This window comes from Acidovorax sp. 93, from assembly GCF_003633835.1.
Lineage (GTDB): Bacteria > Pseudomonadota > Gammaproteobacteria > Burkholderiales > Burkholderiaceae_C > Acidovorax > Acidovorax facilis.
Map to the genome: position 1 here is coordinate 3,692,679 of NZ_RBIT01000001.1, position 16,958 is coordinate 3,709,636.

Genomic DNA, 16,958 nt, shown 5'->3' on the forward strand with positions numbered 1-16,958 from the left:
GAAAAAATAGGCCCTAGCGCTTATCCGATAAGCGCTAGCAGCTCTTCTATTTATAGCAACCACCGGCCCATCAGGGCAAATCCTTGTTCACCTCTGGCAACGCCGCATCGCGCGGGCCGATCGTGCCCAGGCGGCTCTTGAGCGACTGAGGCTGGCCTGTGAGCATGGCTGCGTAGTTGGTGGTGTTGGACAGCACTTTCTTCACATAGTCACGCGTCTCGGCAAACGGCACGTTCTCGGCCCAGATGGCGGCGTCCAGCACCGGGCCGTTGCGCCAGCTGCGCGGGCGGCCGGGGCCTGCGTTGTAGGCGGCCGCGGCCATGGGCATGGAGCCCGCAAAGTCGTCCAGCGCGAGCTTGAGGTAGGCGGTGCCGATGGTGATGTTGGTGTCGCGGTCGTTGATCTGATCGGCCGTGAAACCGTTCAGACCGATCTTCTTGGCCGTCCAGCGCGCGGTGGCAGGCATCACCTGCATGAGGCCCGAGGCGCCCACGTGCGAGCGCGCATCCATGATGAAGCGGCTTTCCTGGCGGATCAGGCCGTACACGTAGGCCGGGTCCAGGCCGATGCCATTGGCACGCTCCACCACCGCGCTGCGGAAGGGGGTGGGAAAGCGCTGCGTAACGTCCACCACGCTCTTGGTGCGCTCGCTGGTGTTGATGCAGCGGTCCCACACCTCGCGCTGGCAGGCGAAGTCGGCGGCGGCCAGCAGTTCGCGGTCGGGCATGCCGCCGCTTTGGTGCAGGTTGGTGGTGTAGTTCCACTCGCGCACGCCTTCGCTGCGCAGGCCCAGCAGGATGGCGTACAGGGCGCGGTTGAGCCCCGGGTTGGCGCGAGCGGCGGCCTTTTCTTCGGCGGTGAGGGGCGCGGGCGCGGGCGGCGTGGTGATGCGCTGGCCCAGCTCTTCGAGCGCCAGCTGCTCATAGAAGCCGCGCGTTCCGGCAATGCCTTCGAGCAGTTGCCGTGCTTCGGCGCGTTCGGCATCGCTCACGCGGCCCGCCAGCAGCGAGCGCGCCTTCCAGTACACCCAGGTGCTGTCCTGGCGGCCTTCAGGGCCCATGGCGTCCACCGCCTTGCCCACGGCCTTCCACTGGCCAGCGCGCAGGGCGGCACGCACCTTCCAGCCCAGCAGGTCGTCGTTGAGGTCGCTGTCCTTGGTCACATTGGCAAAGTAGCCATGGGCGTTGCTGGCCAGCTTCTGCGCGGCGGTCTTGCCAATCACGCCCCAGGCCCAGTTGCGCTCTTCGGCAGAGAGGTGCACGCCCCATTTGTTCTCCAGCTGGTAGGCCGCGCTGTCCGGGTCGCTGGTGGCCAGCTTCAACAGGGCGAGCAGCACCAGTTCCTGCCGGGCCTTGCCAGCGGCAGTGGCGCGCGAGAGCAGGTATTTGCTGGGCGCATCGAGCACATCCTTGAGTTGCGGCAGCGATTCCGGCGAGACGATTTCGACCGCCGTACGCACCACGCGGGGGCGGTTGGCCTCCACACCCAGGCGGGCCTTGCGCCACACATCCAGGGCCGAGAGCTTCTTGTAGCCGTACAGCTCGCGCGCGGCGTGGGTGCAGCCATCGTCGGCGTCGCGGATCGCATACCAGTTGCTGCGCACGTCCTCAGCCACCGTGGCAGGCGCCGTGCCCTTGATCTGGTCGATCAGGAGGGCGTAGCAGCGCACTTCGCGGTCGTCCGACATGCGGTAGCTCGGGTGCTGCTCGGCAAACTGGCTCCAGTCGCGGCGCTGACCCAGCAGCAGCAGCCAGTCGTTGCGCAGGCGGTCTTCCTGGTAGGTGCCGGCGTAGCGCTGCATGAAGGACTGGATTTCAGCGGGCTGGGCCTCGCCCAGGCGCACGCGCAGCTCCCAGTAGGCAGCCCAGGGCTCCAGCGCATGGCCGCGTGCCGCTGGCAGCAGCTGCGCGAGCTTGTTGCGGTCGCCCTTGCGGAACGCCTGCTGCATCTCCAGCAGGGTATCGTCACCACGGTTTTGCGCCATGACAAGGGGCGCGGTAGCAGCCAGCAGGGTGGCGGCCACAAGGGGTGTCAGAATCGCTCTGAGAAATTGCATGGGGGAATTATCTGATGGACAAAGCAGCCCTTCGGCGCGCATTGATAGAAGAACGCCTCAACCTGCCGGACCGCCTACAGCGGGCCGACCTGTTACAGCAGGTGATGCGCATCTGGCTGGTGAACCGGCCCGATACGGTGATTGGTGCCTACTGGCCCATCAAGGGCGAGTTTGACCCCCTGCCCGCCCTGCACCGCTGGAAGGAAGACGGCGAGTTGCTGGACGAGCCCCTGCGCCGCCGCATCGGCCTGCCCGTGGTCAACAAGCAGCACAAGACCCTCACCTTCCACGCTTGGTACCCCGGCTGTCCCATGGAAGAAGACGCCTACGGCATCCCCAAGCCCAAGGACACCGAGGTCATCGTGCCCACGCTGCTGTTTGTTCCGTGCGTGGGCTACGCGCCTGGTGGCTACCGGCTGGGCTATGGCGGCGGGTTTTACGACCGCACGCTGGCCACGCTGCAGCCCAAGCCGTTCACCGTAGGTCTGGGCTTCACCCATGGCTATCTGGATGATTTCGAGCCTGAGGAGTTCGACCTGCCGCTCGATGCCATCCTGAACGACAACGGGGTGGTCTGGCCTGTCTGACCGGCCAGACCGGCTCCTCGGGGCCCGGTGATGCGCGCTGCGCATCATTCAGGCCTTTTTTCGCATCGCTGGCGCATCGCGCAGCCGCTAGCATGGCGGGCTGACTTTATTTTTCAGGTGTCCCCATGTTCAAGCTCTACATCGGCAACAAGAACTACTCCTCATGGTCCATGCGCCCCTGGGTGCTGCTCAAGCAGGCGGGCATTGCGTTTGAAGAAGTGCGCGTGCGCTTCGACAGCTTTGACGCCGATTCGGAGTTCAAGCGTGTGATGAGCCCCGTGAGCCCCACGGGAAAGGTGCCTGCACTGGTCGATGGCGATCTGGTCGTGTGGGACACCCTGGCGATTGCCGAATACGTGGCCGAAACCTGGCCCGACAAGCAGCTCTGGCCCCAGAACGCCAAGGCCCGTGCGCGCGCCCGCAGCGTCTGCGCCGAAATGCACAGCGGCTTCACCGCCCTGCGCGGCAACTGCCCAATGAACATTGAGGCGAATCTGGCCGATGCCGGCGCGCTGATCTGGCGCGACAAAGCCGGCGTGCGCACCGACGTCCAGCGCCTGGTGGAGATGTGGAGTGCACTGCTGCAGGAGCACGGCGGCCCTATGCTGTTTGGCGAGTTCACCGTGGCCGACGCCTACTTTGCCCCCGTGTGCATGCGCCTGCACTCTTATGCCCTGCCCGTACCCACCCCCATCAAGGCCTATGTAGACCGCGTGCGCGCACTGCCCGGCGTGAAAGCCTGGATCGACGAAGCCCTGGCCGAGAAGGACTTTCTGGACTTCGAAGAGCCGTACCGCCTGCGCCATACCGAGGGTTGAGCATCGCCATGGCTGTCACCATCTACCTGCGCTATGTGCTCAACACCAGCAAGCTGAAAGAGTTTGAGCACTACGGCAAGCTGTGGATACCGCTGGTCGAGAAGTTCGGCGGCCAGCACCACGGCTACTTCATGCCCAGCGAGGGCGCCAACAACATCGCGCTGGCGCTGTTCACGTTTGAGAGCCTCGCGGCCTACGAGGTGTACCGCCAGCAGTCGATGCAGGACGCGGAGTGCCAGGCAGCGTTCCGCTACGCCGAGGAGACGGGGTGCATCGTGAGTTATGAGCGGAGCTTTTTCAGGCCGGTGTTCCGCTGAACAGGCGTGGGCGCACCCGCCCAACTACCGGAACTGCTTGCGCAAAAACGGCTTGTGCCGCGCAATGTGCGCTAACTGGGCGGGGGCAATGGTGCCGCCCAGGTCTTCCTCCTCCGCGTTCAGCACTTGGTTGGCATAGGCCAGCGCACGCGCTACCACCTCTTCGTCGCTCACACCCTGCTGCGCAGCCAGATCCAGCGCCACGCGCTTCATGGCGCGCTGTGACAGCATCCACATGGCGCCGAAGGCGTCCCACGCGGCCATCGCTTCCTTGAACTTGTCGCGGTCAGCCAGGATTTCATTGAGCGGCTTGGCCAAGATCTCCTGCAAGTCGTCCACCTTGGCTTTCAAGGCTTCGAGCTGCGCCTCGCGCTGCAGGGCCTCGGCGGCGGCGTTGGCCGCTGCGTCGGGCGCCGTGGGCACGGGCACGCTGCCGTCGGGGTTGAGCTGGGCAATGGTGAGTTCGGACGATAGGGACATGGTGGGCTGGAATATACGGCCGAGGGCTCGTCCTAAACTACACCGATGCAAATCTACATGGTGGGCGGCGCGGTCCGCGACAAGCTGCTGGGCCGGCCGGTGAATGACCACGACTGGGTGGTGGTGGGTGCCACGCCCGAGCAGATGCTGGAGCTGGGCTACCTGCCCGTGGGCCGAGACTTCCCGGTGTTTTTGCACCCCGAGACACGCGAGGAATACGCGCTGGCCCGCACCGAGCGCAAGAGCGGGCGCGGCTACCGGGGCTTTGTGGTGGAAAGCTCGCCCGACGTGACGCTGGAAGAAGACCTTTCCCGCCGCGACCTCACTATCAATGCAATAGCTACTAGCGCTTATGGGACAAGCGCTGGAGGCACTTTTGACCCATATTCTGGCGCCAGAGACATCGAGGCGCGGGTGCTGCGCCATGTGACGGACGCTTTTCGCGAAGACCCGGTGCGCATTCTGCGCGTGGCGCGGTTTGCAGCGCGGTTCACCGACTTCACGGTGGCGCCCGAGACGATGCAACTGATGCGCGAGATGGTGGCGCATGGCGAGGTGGACCACCTGGTGGCCGAGCGCGTGTGGCAGGAGCTGGCGCGGGGCCTGATGGAAGAAAAGCCTTCGCGAATGTTCGAGGTGCTGCGCGAGTGCGGCGCGCTGCAGGTGCTGTTGCCCGAAGTGGCGCGCCTGTGGGGCGTGCCCCAGCGGGCCGAGTACCACCCCGAGGTGGATACGGGCGTGCACCTGATGATGGTGCTGGACATGGCGGCCCGGCTGCAGGCGCCACTCCCCGTGAGGTTTGCCTGCCTGGTGCATGACCTGGGCAAAGGCACCACGGCCGCCGATATGCTGCCGCGCCACATCGGGCATGAGGAGCGCAGTGCGGAGCTGCTGAAAGACGTGGCCGAGCGCCTGCGCGTGCCCGTGGACTGCCGCGAGACGGCCGATGTGGTGGCCCGCGAGCACGGCCACATCCACCGCAGCGGCGACCTCTCGGCCGCCGCGCTGGTGCGCCTGCTGGAGCGCTGCGACGCCATCCGCAAGCCCGAGCGGTTCGCCGACATCCTGTTGGCCTGCGAATGCGATGCGCGCGGACGGCTGGGGTTTGAAGAATCCGCCTACCCGCAGCGCCAGCGGCTGGCGGCTGTGCTGGCGGCCGTGCAGTCGGTGGTCACGCGCGACATTGCAGCGCAGGCAGCTGCCAAGGGCGTGGCTGGGCCGCAGGTGGGTGCGTTGATCCACCAGGCGCGGGTGGAAGCGGTGGCGCAGTGGCTGCAGCCCCGCAGCGACGTTGCCTGACCCTGCACACCACCGCCCAAGACGCGGACAGCCCCTCCTACAATCCGCGTCCGCCTGTATTCCATCCGGGGTACAGCCTTGCAAGACCCTGGTGCAGTTTCGCGCCCGCACAGCCATCCCAACGTCTCCATGACCACTGTTCACATCCGCCTTGCCACCCCAGCCGACGCTGACACCGTCGCGCCGCTGTTTGATGCCTACCGGCAGTTCTACGAGCAGGCGCCAGACCTGGCCGGTGCGAAGGCCTTCATCGCGGAGCGGTTAGAGCGTGAAGAGTCGGTGATCCTGCTGGCGCTGGATGCGACGCAAACGGCGGTAGGCTTTTGCCAGCTCTACCCCACGTTCTGCTCGGTGGAGGCCGCCCCTATCTACACGCTGTACGACCTGTTCGTGGCCCCCGCCGCCCGCAAGACAGGCGCCGGGCGCAGCTTGCTGATGGCAGCAGAAGCCACGGCCCGCACCCATGGAAAGGTGCGCATGGACCTGACCACAGCACACACCAACACCACCGCGCAGTCCCTCTACGAATCGCTGGGCTGGACGCTGGACACGGTTTTCCGCGCCTACAACAAACGCGTCAGCGCCTGAACCACCAGGGCGCTTGGCACACTTGCCGCGCCCCCTCACCAGCGCAGCAGGCGCGGCCCCAGCACCGCCCCCAGCGCAGTCGGGATGGCCATGCCCGCCACATACCAGACAGCCAGGAAGGGCGTGGCCATTTCGGGGCAATGCAGGGCGTACACCAAGGCGCCCAGCGCACCCGCCAGCAAACCAGCGCCCGCACCCGTCCACACCAGGCGCGTGGGGGCAGCGCCCTTGAGGGCCCAAAAGCCTGCAACAAATGCCGGCACCGACAGCGCCGCGATATTGAACGGGCAGGTGCGCCAGGTGCTGCCCAGGATGAGCGGCATGCGCTCTGCGGCGGACACCTGCGACAACGCCCACAAGGCCATGGCCCACAACACCAGCGGCGGCACGGCCAGCCACAGGGCTGCGTGGCCCAGCGCCATGCCCGGGCGGGCCATGCGGCGCAGCAGCGCCAGCCCGGCAGCAGCGAGCGCGGCGGCAAACACCAGCTTGCCCCAGAACATGGGCAGCGCCATGGTGGCCAGTAGATCAGGGCGCAGACCGAACAGGGCCAGCATCAGCACCCCGGCGCCGGCAATGCCCGCCAGTGCGGCCACCACAAAGCGCTGCTCTATCGCGTTGCGCTGCACCGGCCGGTCATCGGTGGCCAGCAGGTGGATCAATTCATCGGTTTTCATGCCATTCCCCTGATCTTGGCGGCCAGGGCCTTGAGCCCCCGGTGCACGCCGACTTTGACAGCCGATTCCGACAGCCCCGTGAGGCGCGCCGTCTCGACCACCGACAAACCTTCCAATTTCACATACTCAATCGGCAGCCGCTGCTTGTCGGGCAGCGTGCGCAGCAACTGCCCCAGGTCCCGCCGGGCTTCGGCGGCCTCACTGTCGCTGCTGGCAAACAACTCGTCGGCATCGTCCAGCGGGTCGTTGCGCCCCTCTTTGACGGCATGCGAGCGCAACCAGTCGATGAGCTTGTAGCGCGCAATCGCGTGCACCCAGACCGTCACCGGCATCTCGGGCCGGTAGGTGTGGCGCTGGTTGTGCACCGCCAGCAGCGTCTCCTGCACCAGGTCTTCCACCTCATCGGGCCGCTGAACGAGGCGGCGGCGCAAAAAGGCGCGCAGGTGGGCGCTCAGCTCTTTCAAAAAGCGCTGGTAGGCGGCTGCGTCGGCATCCAGCCCCTGCATCAACAAGCCGCGCAGGCGTTCTTCCACACTCTCCATGGTGTCTCCCTGCAAGAAATTCGTATGCCGGAGCCATTGGGTTACAGGCATCGCAAAAAAATGTTTCGCCATGCCGCTCCGAAATTTTCTGTACAGCGCTGTAACCCGCAAGTTGCGCTGCGCGAATTACAACGCAGATCGGGCAGTTCAACGCGGCCTCTCGCCGCACCCCGATCGGATTCAACCCTGACCCAACCCTCGGAGAACCGTACCATGACCACTCGCACCCTCAGCCTCGGCGCCCTTGCTCTTGTAGCCCTGACCTCTGGCGCCGCCATGGCCCAAACCACCTCCGCCCCCATGGACGGCGCCAAACCCGCCATGGAGAAGTGCTACGGCGTCTCGATGGCTGGCAAGAACGACTGCGCCGCCGGCCCTGGCACCACCTGTGCGGGCTCCGCCAAGGTGGACTACCAGGGCAACGCCTGGAAGTTTGTGCCCGCAGGCACCTGCGCCACCATCAAGACGCCCAAGGGCATGGGCTCGCTCACCCCCATCAAGGCCTGAACGATGGCCCTGTGCCCTCTCACCGCTGGTCTGGGCCTCAAGCCCCAGCACTATGACGAGGCGCTGCACTGCACCGCCACGGGTCTGTGGTGGGAGGTGCACCCCGAAAACTATCTGGCCGAGGGTGGCCCCCGCCTGGCCTGGCTGGAGGCTATACGCGCGCGCCACCCCGTGGCGCTGCACGGCGTGTCGCTGTCGCTTGCTGCCGATGCTCCGCCGGACGCGGCACACCTGGCGCGACTGGCAGCCCTTGCGAGGCGGGTGGAGCCAGTCATCATCTCGGAACACTTGGTATGGTCCACGTGGCGCGGGCAGTACCTGCCCGACCTGCTGCCGTTTCCGCGCACGCAGGCCGCCTTGCACCGCATCGCAGACAACATCGCCCGAACGCAGGATGCGCTGCAGCGCCCCATCGCCATCGAGAACCCCACGCACTACCTGCACATCGACGGCCACGACTGGCTTGAGACCGAATTTCTGACCGAGCTGGTGCAGCGGACTGGCTGCGCCCTGCTGCTGGACGTGAACAACGTGTACGTCAGTGCCAACAACCTGGGCTTTGACGCGCAGACCTACCTCGACGCCTTTCCCCTGCACGCCGTGGCCGAAATCCACCTGGCGGGCCACCATGCCGACCCGGTGCATGGCGATGCCCTGCTGATCGACAGCCACGACGCGTCCATCGCCCCGGTGGTGTGGGCGCTGTACGAGCAGGTGATCGCGCGCACAGGCCCCGTGCCCACCCTCATCGAACGCGACGACAATCTGCCCGCCTTCAGCGAACTGCTGGCCGAGCGCGACAAGGCCCACAACGCGCTCACAGCGGCGCAGCCCGAGGAGGCAGCATGCAGCTGAGCGCATTCCAGGACGGCTTCTCTGCCGCGTTGCTCGGCCATGCCGAGCACGCACCGTGGCTGTCTGCGCTGGAATCCCAGCCCGGCTTTGCCGTGTACCGCAACACCGTGCTCAAGGGCTGCATTGACGCCCTGCAGGCCAGCTACCCCACGGTGTGCCAGCTGGTGGGCGAAGACTGGCTCCGCGCCGCTGCGGCGGTGTACGCCCGCACGCAGCCGCCGGTTGACGGACTGCTGATGGACTACGGCGCGGGGTTTACTGACTTTCTGGCCGGTTTTGCACCAGCGGCCGAGCTGCCTTACCTGCCGGCCGTGGCGCGCCTGGACCGCTGCTGGACCGAATGCCATCTGGCGGCAGACGCCACCGCTGTGGACCGCAACTGGCTGGCACAGCAGGCGCCCGATACATTGCCCCTGGTGCAACTGCGCCCCCACCCCGCCGCACGCTGGGCCTGGTGCGACGAGCATCCCGCCTACGCGTTGTGGCAGAGCCACCGCGAAGGTCTGCTCCCCACAGAGCCGCTGGACTGGACCGGCGATGGGGCCTTGCTCACCCGGCCCCACGCACCCGTGACGTGGCGCCCACTGTCGCGCGCCGGAGTGGCCTTTTTGGACGCCTGTGCCCAAGGCCAGACGCTGGAGGCCGCCGCCACTTCAGCCCTTGCGGCCGAGCCCACCGCAGACTTTGCAGCCCTGATGGGCACCCTGCTGGACGCAGGTGCATTGATACCCACCGACTCACACCAATTCACCCCGAGGCCAAGGAGCCCCTGATGACCACCAGCACACATTTCCCCACTGCACCCGCCAAAGGCCAGCGCAAGCTATTGACGCGCCTGGCCGATGCAGCCACCTCGCTCACCCCGCACAGCCTGCTGGCGATGGTCAACCGCGTGGCAATTGCAGGCATCTTCTGGCTTTCAGCGCGCACCAAAGTCGAGGGGTGGTTCACCATCTCCGACAGCGCCTATGCGCTGTTCCGCGACGAGTACAAGCTGCCCCTGCTGCCACCCGAGCTGGCGGCGCAGATGGCCACCGTGGCAGAGCATCTGTTCCCTGTTCTTCTGGTGCTGGGCCTGCTCACTCGCCTGTCGGCCCTGGCCTTGCTGGGCATGACGCTGGTCATCCAGGTGTTCGTGTACCCCGATGCCTGGCCCACGCACCTGTCATGGGCGGGGCTGATGCTGTACCTGGTGGGGCGCGGCGCAGGCAACGTGTCACTGGACCGGGCACTCGGAATTCGTTGAGGCGCCTGTCTTTTTTAAACTGCCGCTGTTCGCACCCAGCGCACGATGTCCGCAGCCCCCAGCGCGCCCGAAACGCGCGCCACCTCGCGCCCCTGCTGGAACAAAATCATGGTCGGAATGCTGCGGATGGCATAACGCGCCGCGAAGGCCTGGTGGTCTTCGGTGTTGAGCTTGGCCAGGCGCACACGCGGCTCCAGCTCGCGGGCGGCCTGCGCAAAGGCCGGGGCCATCTGGCGGCAAGGCCCGCACCAGGGCGCCCAGAAGTCCACCAGCACGGGGATGTGGCTGCGCACCACATGCTTGTCAAAACTGGTGGCATCCAGCTCCAGCGGCGCCCCCGCGAAAAGGCGCTGATGGCACTTTCCGCAATCGGGCGCGTTGCCCAGGTCGGCGCGCTGCACGCGGTTGGTGGTGTGGCAATGGGGGCAGACGATGTGCAGGGCTTCGGTCATGGTGCGGCAATCGGTGTGAGCAAAAAGCGGGCCTCTTAGAACCTGTTCAAGATCTTTTCGGGGATCGCAACAGGTTCTTACACATGGCGGCACAAGCCGGGCGTTTCAAGAGCGGGCCTAGCGGTCCTGAGGTCTTGATGTTGCACCCCGTCGCACACCTTGCGCGCGTTTACCAGCGCTGAAACACCCTTTCACCCGGGTCAGCTTCACTGCGTCTGATAAGGTTTCGCCCATGCAGCTGCTCCCCCTACTGACAACTGCCCATGCGCTTTTTCTGGACTTTGACGGCACGCTCACCGAGCTGGCGCCGCGCCCCGAGGCGGTGCGCATCGCTTCCGGGCTGGTCCCCACGCTGTCATCGCTGTACACCCACTTGGACGGCGCGCTGGCCATCGTGACCGGGCGGCCCGAGGCCGACATCGACGGATTTCTGGCCCCGCTGCACCTGCCGCTGGCCAGCGAGCATGGTGCCCAATACCGACTGACCGACACATCCCACCCTGCCGTTCTGCCGCCAGACCTGGAGAAGGTTCTACGGGCTGCGTACGACCTGGCGGCACACTATCCGGGGTTGCTGGTAGAGCCCAAGCACGCGAGCGTGGCCCTGCACTACCGCCAGGCCCCCCACCTGGAAGGGTTGTGCCACGACACCCTCGTGCGCGCCATGCAGCAGGTGGAGGGTGTGGAACTGCTGCGCGGCAAATGTGTCTTTGAAGTGAAGCCCCGGGGCGTCCACAAAGGCCAGGCCATTCTCGATTTCATGACACAGGCCCCCTTTGCCGGGCGCACCCCAGTCTTTGTGGGAGATGACGTCACCGATGAGGCTGGCTTTGCCGCCGTTCAGGCACTGGGCGGCTGGGGCATCAAGGTGGGCGAAGGGCCGACCATGGCACAACACCGCTGCATGACATCCGCCGCCTTGCGCGGCTGGCTGTCTTCTGCACGCACGACCTTGGAGCGCGAACGATGAACACGGCAGCCAACGATCCCCAAGCGGGCTCACTCAACCTCGGGATGATCGGCAACTGCGCCATCAGCGCACTGATCGACAACCACGCCCGCATGGTGTGGTGCTGCCTGCCCCGTTTTGATGGCGACCCGGTGTTCAACGCCCTGCTGCAGCCCGGCGACGAAGGCAGCCACTTCGCGATCGAACTGGAAGACCTGGCATCGGCCCACCAGTGGTACGAGCCGAACACCGCCATCCTGCGCACGCAGCTGTTTGACAAGGCGGGCCACGGCATCGAGATCACCGATTTTGCGCCGCGCTTTTACAGCCGCTCGCGCTACTTTCGCCCCATGACGCTGGTGCGCCGGGTGCGCCCCATCCAGGGTGCGCCGCGCATCCGTGTGGCGCTCAAGGTGCGCTACGACTGGGGCCAGACTACCCCCGAAATCACACGCGGCAGCAACCACATCCGCTACGTGGGCGAGAGCATGACGCTGCGCCTGTCCACCGATGCGCCGGTGTCGCATGTGCTGTCGGGCCAGGCATTTGTGCTCACACGCGAACACAACTTTCTGCTGGGGGCGGACGAGACGCTGGTGGAGGGCATTGCCGACACCGCGCGCCTGTTTGAGCAGGAGACCACCTCCTACTGGCGCAGCTGGACCCGCGCTCTGGCCGTGCCGCTGGAGTGGCAGGAGGCCGTGATCCGCGCGGCCATCACGCTCAAGCTTTCGCTGTACGAAGACACCGGCGCCATCGTGGCCGCCATGACCACCAGCATCCCCGAATCCGCCCACAGCGGCCGCAACTGGGACTACCGCTACTGCTGGCTGCGCGATGCGTTCTTCGTGGTGCGCGCGCTCAACAGCATCTCCGAAGTGGGCACCATGGAGGACTACCTGCGCTGGCTCAGCAACGTGGTAGTGGAAGGCGGCGATGGCCACATCCAGCCGCTGTACGGTATTGGCCTGGAGCAAGAACTGCCCGAGAGCCTTGTGCCGCAGCTGGCGGGCTACCGGGGCATGGGCCCGGTGCGCGTGGGCAACCAGGCGGCCGAGCATTTTCAGCACGATGTGTACGGCAACATCGTGCTGGGCGCGGCCCAGGCCTTTCACGACCACCGCCTGCTGCACCGTGCGGGCCTGGCCGAGTTCACGCGGCTGGAACAGGTGGGCGAGAACGCGGTGCGTGTGTATGGCCAGCCCGACGCCGGCATGTGGGAGCTGCGCACGCGCGCCAGGGTGCACACCTCGTCCGCGCTGATGAGCTGGGCAGCCTGCGACCGGCTGGCCAAGATCGCCGCCACCCTGCAGCTGGCCGACCGTACCAGCCACTGGCAGCAGCATGCCGACCGCATGCGCGCCGAGATCCTCGACAAATCCTGGTGCGAAGCGCGCCAGGCGTTCGCAGAGAGTTTCGGCGGCCATGAACTCGATGCGAGCGTGCTGCTGATGGCCGAGGTGGGCCTGATCGACCCCAAGGACCCACGCTTTGTGAGCACCGTGGAGGCCATGGAAAAGAGCCTGTGCGATGGCCCCTACATGCGCCGCTACGAGGCGGCCGACGACTTCGGCAAGCCCGAGACGGCCTTCAACATCTGCACCTTCTGGCGCATCGACGCGCTGGCGCGCATTGGCCGCAAGGCCGAGGCCCGCGCCATCTTCGAGACCATGCTGGCCGCCCGCAATCCGCTGGGCCTGCTGTCCGAAGACACACACCCCGAGACCCAGGAAATGTGGGGCAACTTTCCGCAGACCTACTCCATGGTGGGCGTCATCAACGCCGCCGTGCGCCTGTCGGCCCCCTGGGACAGCGTGATTTGAGGCACTGTCCGACAGCGGCCCGGGGCGATCCACAACGATGATGAACCCATGAGCCGTCTTGTTGTCATCTCCAACCGCCTTGCAGACCCTCGAAAACCCGCCGCCGGCGGCCTGGCCGTCGCCCTGGGCGAAGCCCTGAACCAGACCGGGGGCCTCTGGTTCGGCTGGAGCGGCACCGTGGTCGAAGGCGGCACACCCGGCGAGGGCGAACTGCACACCCGACAGGCAGGTGCCGTCACCCTGGCCACCGTGGACCTGTGCCGCGAAGACCACGACAGCTACTACCACGGCTACAGCAACAGCGTGCTGTGGCCGGTGTTCCATTACCGCCTGGACCTGGCCGACTTCAACGCCAGCTACATCGCGGGCTACCGCCGCGTAAACCAGATGTTTGCGCGCAAGCTGCTGCCGCTGCTGCGCGACGACGACGTGATCTGGGTGCACGACTACCACCTGATCCCGCTGGCGGCCGAGCTGCGGGCCATGGGCTGCAAGCAGCGCATCGGGTTCTTTCTGCACATTCCCATGCCGCCGCCGCTCATCATGGCGGCCATCCCGCAGCATGAGTGGCTGATGCGCTCGCTGTTTGCCTACGACCTGGTGGGTCTGCAGAGCGAGGCCGACGTGTCGCATTTCACGCGCTATGTGCGCAACGAAGGCAGCGCGGAAGAGGTGGACGAAAAGCGCGTGCGCGCGTTTGGAGCCACCGTGGTGGTGCAGTCCTTTCCCATCGGCATCGACGTGGACGAATTCACACGCCTCACGCACGCGCCCGACGCGGTGGAAACCTACGAGAACATGCGCGACGAGTATTCACGCAGGCGCCTGCTGCTGGGCATTGACCGGCTCGACTACTCCAAGGGCATTCCGCAACGTGTGCGGGCCTTTCGCGAACTGCTGGACCGCTACCCGGAAAACCGCGACAGCGCCACGCTCATCATGATCGCCTCGCCCACGCGCGACGACGTCAACGCCTATGCCGACCTGCGCCAGGAGCTGGAAGGTCTGTGTGGCGCTGTCAACGGCGACTACGGCGAACTGGACTGGATGCCCGTGCGCTACATCCACCGTATGGTGGCCCGCAAGCGGGTTCCGGGCCTGTGCCGCGCCGCCGCCGTGGGGCTGGTCACGCCACTGCGCGACGGCATGAACCTGGTGGCCAAGGAGTACGTGGTGGCGCAAGACCCGGACGACCCGGGCGTGCTGGTGTTGTCACGCTTTGCCGGTGCGGCCGAGCAGCTGAAAGAAGCGCTGCTGGTGAACCCCTACGACACCCAAGGCATGGCCGACAGCATCCAGCAGGCATTGCAGATGCCGCTGGTGGAGCGGCAGGCGCGCCATCAAAAGCTGATGGCCCGTATACGCCAGCACGACGTGCACTGGTGGCGCAAGGCGTTTCTGGACGCATTGCAGGCGGCGGGGTAGCCGCCCAGCTGCGGCCCGTTACAACAGCTTGGTGATCAGGCTGACCACAAAGCTCAGCAGCAGCGTGGACGCCAGCGGCACATCCCAGTCGCGCCCCAGCCAGCGAAACCGGAAGTCCCCCGGCAGGCGCCCAAAGCCCAGGCGGCGCAGCAGCGGTGTGAGCCAGCTGATGAACATCAGGGCCAGGAGAATGACGAGGAGCCAGCGGAACATGGTGCGCCGAGTGTAGGCGCCACCGCATTCGGCTACGCCGTGGCCCGGTCGACCCGGTCAGCCAGCAGGGCCAGCGCCTGGGCATGCAACTGCGGCGTGGCAGCCGCCACCACGCGCCCATCCGATGCCACCGTGAGCGCGCGGCCCTGCCAGTCGGTAATGCGCCCGCCCGCGCCCTCCACCAGGCAGACCAGCGAGAGGTAGTCGTACGGCTGCAGCCCCGCCTCCACCACCAGGTCCACATGCCCGCCCGCCAGTTGGGCATAGGCATAGCAGTCGCCACCAAACCGCCGCAGCGCGCACTGGCGGCTCAGCGCATCAAAACACTGCCAGTCGGCCGCACCAAAGGCATCCGGCGATGTGGTGTAGATGCGGGCCTGCGCCAGTTGTTCACACCCGCTGGCCCGCACAGGCTGGCCATTGCACTGCGTCAGCTGGCCTGCCAGCCCCGTCCAGCGCTCACCCAGCACCGGCAAATCCATGAGCCCCAGCACGGGCTGGCCCTGGTGCAGCAGGGCCACCAGCGTGCCCCACAGCGGCGATCCGGTGATGAAGCTCTTGGTGCCGTCGATGGGGTCGATCACCCACACGTACTCGGCGTCCAGCCGCTCGCGGCCATGCTCCTCGCCCAGGATGCCGTGCGTGGGCGCCTGCGCCTGCAGCACCGCGCGCATCGCGGCCTCGGCCTCGCGGTCGGCAATGGTGACCGGGCTCTCGTCCGATTTGGTCAGCACATCCAGCGGGGTGCGGAAGTACCGCAGCGAGTGGACACGGGCCGCATCGGCCAGGGCGTGCGCCAGGGCCAGGAAGGGGGAAACGGGGGTTGGCAAAGTGTTCATGGGAAGGGTCAAGGGAAGAGGTCCGGGCAGAGGTTGGGCAATGAAAAAGGGCCTTCCGCTCGGCATGAGCGGGTTGGCATATTTAGTGCTTGTGCATTTTCGTGCAAAAACAATAATTTGCGCAAGTGCAATAAAACGCACAACTTTGGTGAACAAACCCCCTGGCCTGCGGTGACCCCGCACTGTTTTTTGGCAACGCACCGTTCTGGAGAAATTCATGCGCACTCGCTCCTCCCTCTTTGCCGCCCTGCGCCTGCTGCCCGTGCTGGGCGCCTTGGCCTGCGGGCTGACCGCCGCCCAGGCGGGCACCGTCACGGCCTACACCGCGCTCGAAGAAGACGAGATCAAGGAATACCTGGCCGCCGCCAAAAAGGACCTTCCCGATGTGGACGTGAAGGTGCTGCGCCTGTCCACCGGCGACCTGGGTGCGCGCATCCTGGCCGAAGCTGCCAACCCGCAGCACGACGTGATCTGGGGCTGGGCGCTGACCAATACGCTGGACCCGCGCATCACCGCCCTGCTGGAGCCCTACAGCCCCAAGGGCAGCGACAAGCTGGCCGCCAAGGACAAGGCCGCCGATGGCAAATGGTTCACCACCACCGGCTACATGGCCGCGTTCTGCGTGAACACCGAGGTGCTCAAGGCCAAGAAGCTGCCCATGCCCACGTCGTGGAAGGACCTCACCAACCCCGCCTACAAGGGCGAGGTCGTCATGCCCAACCCGGTGTCCTCGGGCACGGGCTACCTGCAGATTGCCGCGCTGATCCAGTCGCGCGGCAATGACGAGGGCTGGAAGCTCATCAAGGCCATGGACGGCAACGTGGCGCAGTACATCAAGTCGGGCTCGCGCCCCTGCAAGGCCGCGCGGGCGGGTGAGTTTGCAATTGGCACCTCGCTGGCGTTTGCGGCCATGCAGTCGGTGGACGAGGGCTATCCGGTCAAGATGGTGATCCCCACCGACGGCGCGGGCTATGAGCTGGAAGCCTCGGGCCTGATGGCCAGCTCCAAGAACAAGGCCGACGCCAAGCGCTTTCTGGACTGGACGCTGTCGCCCGGCGCAGCACAGCTCTACACCAAGTACAAGGAAATCGTGACCGTGCCCGGCGTGCCGCAATCCAAGGCCGCTGCGGCGGCAGGCCTGCCCGCCGACCTCTCCAAGGTGCTCTACCCCATGGACTTCGCCAAGTCCGCCAAGGAACGCGACGCGATCCTGGGCACCTGGCAAAAGACCATCGGCCGCTGAGCCGCTGTACCGAACCGCTGCACTGAACCGCACTCCCCGAGG

The 16,958-nt window shown here is 66.2% G+C and carries 20 protein-coding genes; 13 read left to right on the plus strand and 7 right to left on the minus strand.

The window, feature by feature from the left end:
• Window positions 1-70 precede the first annotated feature (70 nt).
• A complete protein-coding gene (locus tag C8C93_RS16785) occupies window positions 71-2,056 on the minus strand; it encodes a lytic transglycosylase domain-containing protein (protein WP_121507637.1) in 1,986 nt (661 codons plus the stop codon).
• Between the two features lie 14 nt (window positions 2,057-2,070).
• Here C8C93_RS16785 and C8C93_RS16790 point away from each other — a divergent pair, with 14 nt between their 5' ends.
• From C8C93_RS16790 to C8C93_RS16800, 3 genes are all read left to right on the plus strand, one after another.
• Complete coding sequence (locus C8C93_RS16790; RefSeq protein WP_121422201.1) at window positions 2,071-2,643, plus strand: 5-formyltetrahydrofolate cyclo-ligase; 573 nt, start codon at window positions 2,071-2,073, stop codon at window positions 2,641-2,643.
• 125 nt (window positions 2,644-2,768) lie between these two features.
• Window positions 2,769-3,461, plus strand: a complete 693-nt coding sequence (locus tag C8C93_RS16795) for a glutathione S-transferase family protein (RefSeq protein WP_121507638.1) — start codon at window positions 2,769-2,771, stop codon at window positions 3,459-3,461.
• Between the two features lie 8 nt (window positions 3,462-3,469).
• On the plus strand, window positions 3,470-3,778 hold the full coding sequence (locus tag C8C93_RS16800) for an NIPSNAP family protein (protein ID WP_099731333.1): 309 nt from the start codon (window positions 3,470-3,472) through the stop codon (window positions 3,776-3,778).
• Between the two features lie 24 nt (window positions 3,779-3,802).
• Here C8C93_RS16800 and C8C93_RS16805 read toward each other — a convergent pair whose 3' ends face one another.
• Window positions 3,803-4,258, minus strand: coding sequence for a hypothetical protein (locus tag C8C93_RS16805; protein WP_121507639.1), 456 nt, complete (start codon window positions 4,256-4,258; stop codon window positions 3,803-3,805).
• A 45-nt stretch (window positions 4,259-4,303) separates the two neighbouring features.
• Here C8C93_RS16805 and C8C93_RS16810 point away from each other — a divergent pair, with 45 nt between their 5' ends.
• Both C8C93_RS16810 and C8C93_RS16815 read left to right on the plus strand, forming a co-directional pair.
• Window positions 4,304-5,557, plus strand: coding sequence for a multifunctional CCA addition/repair protein (locus C8C93_RS16810; RefSeq protein WP_121507640.1), 1,254 nt, complete (start codon window positions 4,304-4,306; stop codon window positions 5,555-5,557).
• Window positions 5,558-5,686: 129 nt separating this feature from the next.
• Complete coding sequence (locus C8C93_RS16815; protein WP_121422195.1) at window positions 5,687-6,145, plus strand: GNAT family N-acetyltransferase; 459 nt, start codon at window positions 5,687-5,689, stop codon at window positions 6,143-6,145.
• Between the two features lie 35 nt (window positions 6,146-6,180).
• Here the strand turns inward: C8C93_RS16815 and C8C93_RS16820 are convergent, their stop codons facing one another.
• Window positions 6,181-6,822, minus strand: coding sequence for an NrsF family protein (locus tag C8C93_RS16820; RefSeq protein ID WP_121507641.1), 642 nt, complete (start codon window positions 6,820-6,822; stop codon window positions 6,181-6,183).
• Window positions 6,819-7,364 carry a sigma-70 family RNA polymerase sigma factor gene (locus tag C8C93_RS16825; RefSeq protein ID WP_121507642.1) on the minus strand — a complete coding sequence of 182 codons (546 nt, stop codon included), beginning with the start codon at window positions 7,362-7,364 and terminating at the stop codon, window positions 6,819-6,821. Before C8C93_RS16825 ends, C8C93_RS16820 begins: the two co-directional genes overlap by 4 nt.
• Window positions 7,365-7,577: 213 nt before the next feature.
• Here C8C93_RS16825 and C8C93_RS16830 point away from each other — a divergent pair, with 213 nt between their 5' ends.
• Genes C8C93_RS16830 through C8C93_RS16845 form a run of 4 tightly spaced genes read left to right on the plus strand, consistent with a single transcriptional unit; the run spans window position 7,578 to window position 9,972 of the window.
• Entirely contained in the window at window positions 7,578-7,871 is a 294-nt protein-coding gene (locus C8C93_RS16830) for a DUF2282 domain-containing protein (RefSeq protein ID WP_121507643.1), read from the plus strand.
• 3 nt (window positions 7,872-7,874) lie between these two features.
• Window positions 7,875-8,726, plus strand: a complete 852-nt coding sequence (locus tag C8C93_RS16835) for a DUF692 domain-containing protein (RefSeq protein ID WP_121507644.1) — start codon at window positions 7,875-7,877, stop codon at window positions 8,724-8,726.
• On the plus strand, window positions 8,717-9,499 hold the full coding sequence (locus C8C93_RS16840; RefSeq protein ID WP_121507645.1) for a DNA-binding domain-containing protein: 783 nt from the start codon (window positions 8,717-8,719) through the stop codon (window positions 9,497-9,499). Before C8C93_RS16835 ends, C8C93_RS16840 begins: the two co-directional genes overlap by 10 nt.
• Window positions 9,499-9,972 (plus strand): DoxX family protein, encoded by a 474-nt coding sequence (locus tag C8C93_RS16845; protein WP_055396428.1) that lies wholly within the window; start codon window positions 9,499-9,501, stop codon window positions 9,970-9,972. The genes C8C93_RS16840 and C8C93_RS16845 overlap by 1 nt, the downstream gene beginning before the upstream one ends.
• A gap of 14 nt (window positions 9,973-9,986) precedes the next feature.
• Here the strand turns inward: C8C93_RS16845 and trxC are convergent, their stop codons facing one another.
• Window positions 9,987-10,424, minus strand: a complete 438-nt coding sequence (gene trxC / locus C8C93_RS16850; RefSeq protein ID WP_121507646.1) for a thioredoxin TrxC — start codon at window positions 10,422-10,424, stop codon at window positions 9,987-9,989.
• Window positions 10,425-10,656: 232 nt separating this feature from the next.
• Here trxC and otsB point away from each other — a divergent pair, with 232 nt between their 5' ends.
• Genes otsB through otsA form a run of 3 tightly spaced genes read left to right on the plus strand, consistent with a single transcriptional unit; the run spans window position 10,657 to window position 14,621 of the window.
• Window positions 10,657-11,394 (plus strand): trehalose-phosphatase, encoded by a 738-nt coding sequence (gene otsB / locus C8C93_RS16855; RefSeq protein ID WP_121507647.1) that lies wholly within the window; start codon window positions 10,657-10,659, stop codon window positions 11,392-11,394.
• Window positions 11,391-13,196, plus strand: coding sequence for a glycoside hydrolase family 15 protein (locus C8C93_RS16860; protein WP_121507648.1), 1,806 nt, complete (start codon window positions 11,391-11,393; stop codon window positions 13,194-13,196). Before otsB ends, C8C93_RS16860 begins: the two co-directional genes overlap by 4 nt.
• A 48-nt stretch (window positions 13,197-13,244) precedes the next feature.
• Window positions 13,245-14,621: an alpha,alpha-trehalose-phosphate synthase (UDP-forming) gene (gene otsA / locus C8C93_RS16865; protein ID WP_121507649.1), complete on the plus strand. Its 1,377-nt coding sequence runs from the start codon at window positions 13,245-13,247 to the stop codon at window positions 14,619-14,621.
• Between the two features lie 18 nt (window positions 14,622-14,639).
• Here otsA and C8C93_RS16870 read toward each other — a convergent pair whose 3' ends face one another.
• Both C8C93_RS16870 and hisN read right to left on the minus strand, forming a co-directional pair.
• A complete protein-coding gene (locus C8C93_RS16870; protein WP_055396419.1) occupies window positions 14,640-14,834 on the minus strand; it encodes a DUF2905 domain-containing protein in 195 nt (64 codons plus the stop codon).
• 32 nt (window positions 14,835-14,866) lie between these two features.
• Window positions 14,867-15,673, minus strand: coding sequence for a histidinol-phosphatase (gene hisN, locus C8C93_RS16875; RefSeq protein ID WP_121507650.1), 807 nt, complete (start codon window positions 15,671-15,673; stop codon window positions 14,867-14,869).
• Between the two features lie 217 nt (window positions 15,674-15,890).
• On the opposite strand from hisN, the gene C8C93_RS16880 reads away from it, so the two are divergent.
• Window positions 15,891-16,916 (plus strand): ABC transporter substrate-binding protein, encoded by a 1,026-nt coding sequence (locus C8C93_RS16880; RefSeq protein ID WP_121507651.1) that lies wholly within the window; start codon window positions 15,891-15,893, stop codon window positions 16,914-16,916.
• Window positions 16,917-16,958 lie beyond the last annotated feature (42 nt).

Bases quoted from the DNA above. Each gene is read 5' to 3' on its own strand.
- C8C93_RS16785 (WP_121507637.1), bottom strand. From the start codon at position 2,056: ATGCAATTTCTCAGAGCGATTCTGACACCCCTTGTGGCCGCCACCCTG.
- C8C93_RS16790 (WP_121422201.1), top strand. From the start codon at position 2,071: ATGGACAAAGCAGCCCTTCGGCGCGCATTGATAGAAGAACGCCTCAAC.
- C8C93_RS16795 (WP_121507638.1), top strand. From the start codon at position 2,769: ATGTTCAAGCTCTACATCGGCAACAAGAACTACTCCTCATGGTCCATG.
- C8C93_RS16800 (WP_099731333.1), top strand. From the start codon at position 3,470: ATGGCTGTCACCATCTACCTGCGCTATGTGCTCAACACCAGCAAGCTG.
- C8C93_RS16805 (WP_121507639.1), bottom strand. From the start codon at position 4,258: ATGTCCCTATCGTCCGAACTCACCATTGCCCAGCTCAACCCCGACGGC.
- C8C93_RS16810 (WP_121507640.1), top strand. From the start codon at position 4,304: ATGCAAATCTACATGGTGGGCGGCGCGGTCCGCGACAAGCTGCTGGGC.
- C8C93_RS16815 (WP_121422195.1), top strand. From the start codon at position 5,687: ATGACCACTGTTCACATCCGCCTTGCCACCCCAGCCGACGCTGACACC.
- C8C93_RS16820 (WP_121507641.1), bottom strand. From the start codon at position 6,822: ATGAAAACCGATGAATTGATCCACCTGCTGGCCACCGATGACCGGCCG.
- C8C93_RS16825 (WP_121507642.1), bottom strand. From the start codon at position 7,364: ATGGAGAGTGTGGAAGAACGCCTGCGCGGCTTGTTGATGCAGGGGCTG.
- C8C93_RS16830 (WP_121507643.1), top strand. From the start codon at position 7,578: ATGACCACTCGCACCCTCAGCCTCGGCGCCCTTGCTCTTGTAGCCCTG.
- C8C93_RS16835 (WP_121507644.1), top strand. From the start codon at position 7,875: ATGGCCCTGTGCCCTCTCACCGCTGGTCTGGGCCTCAAGCCCCAGCAC.
- C8C93_RS16840 (WP_121507645.1), top strand. From the start codon at position 8,717: ATGCAGCTGAGCGCATTCCAGGACGGCTTCTCTGCCGCGTTGCTCGGC.
- C8C93_RS16845 (WP_055396428.1), top strand. From the start codon at position 9,499: ATGACCACCAGCACACATTTCCCCACTGCACCCGCCAAAGGCCAGCGC.
- trxC (WP_121507646.1), bottom strand. From the start codon at position 10,424: ATGACCGAAGCCCTGCACATCGTCTGCCCCCATTGCCACACCACCAAC.
- otsB (WP_121507647.1), top strand. From the start codon at position 10,657: ATGCAGCTGCTCCCCCTACTGACAACTGCCCATGCGCTTTTTCTGGAC.
- C8C93_RS16860 (WP_121507648.1), top strand. From the start codon at position 11,391: ATGAACACGGCAGCCAACGATCCCCAAGCGGGCTCACTCAACCTCGGG.
- otsA (WP_121507649.1), top strand. From the start codon at position 13,245: ATGAGCCGTCTTGTTGTCATCTCCAACCGCCTTGCAGACCCTCGAAAA.
- C8C93_RS16870 (WP_055396419.1), bottom strand. From the start codon at position 14,834: ATGTTCCGCTGGCTCCTCGTCATTCTCCTGGCCCTGATGTTCATCAGC.
- hisN (WP_121507650.1), bottom strand. From the start codon at position 15,673: ATGAACACTTTGCCAACCCCCGTTTCCCCCTTCCTGGCCCTGGCGCAC.
- C8C93_RS16880 (WP_121507651.1), top strand. From the start codon at position 15,891: ATGCGCACTCGCTCCTCCCTCTTTGCCGCCCTGCGCCTGCTGCCCGTG.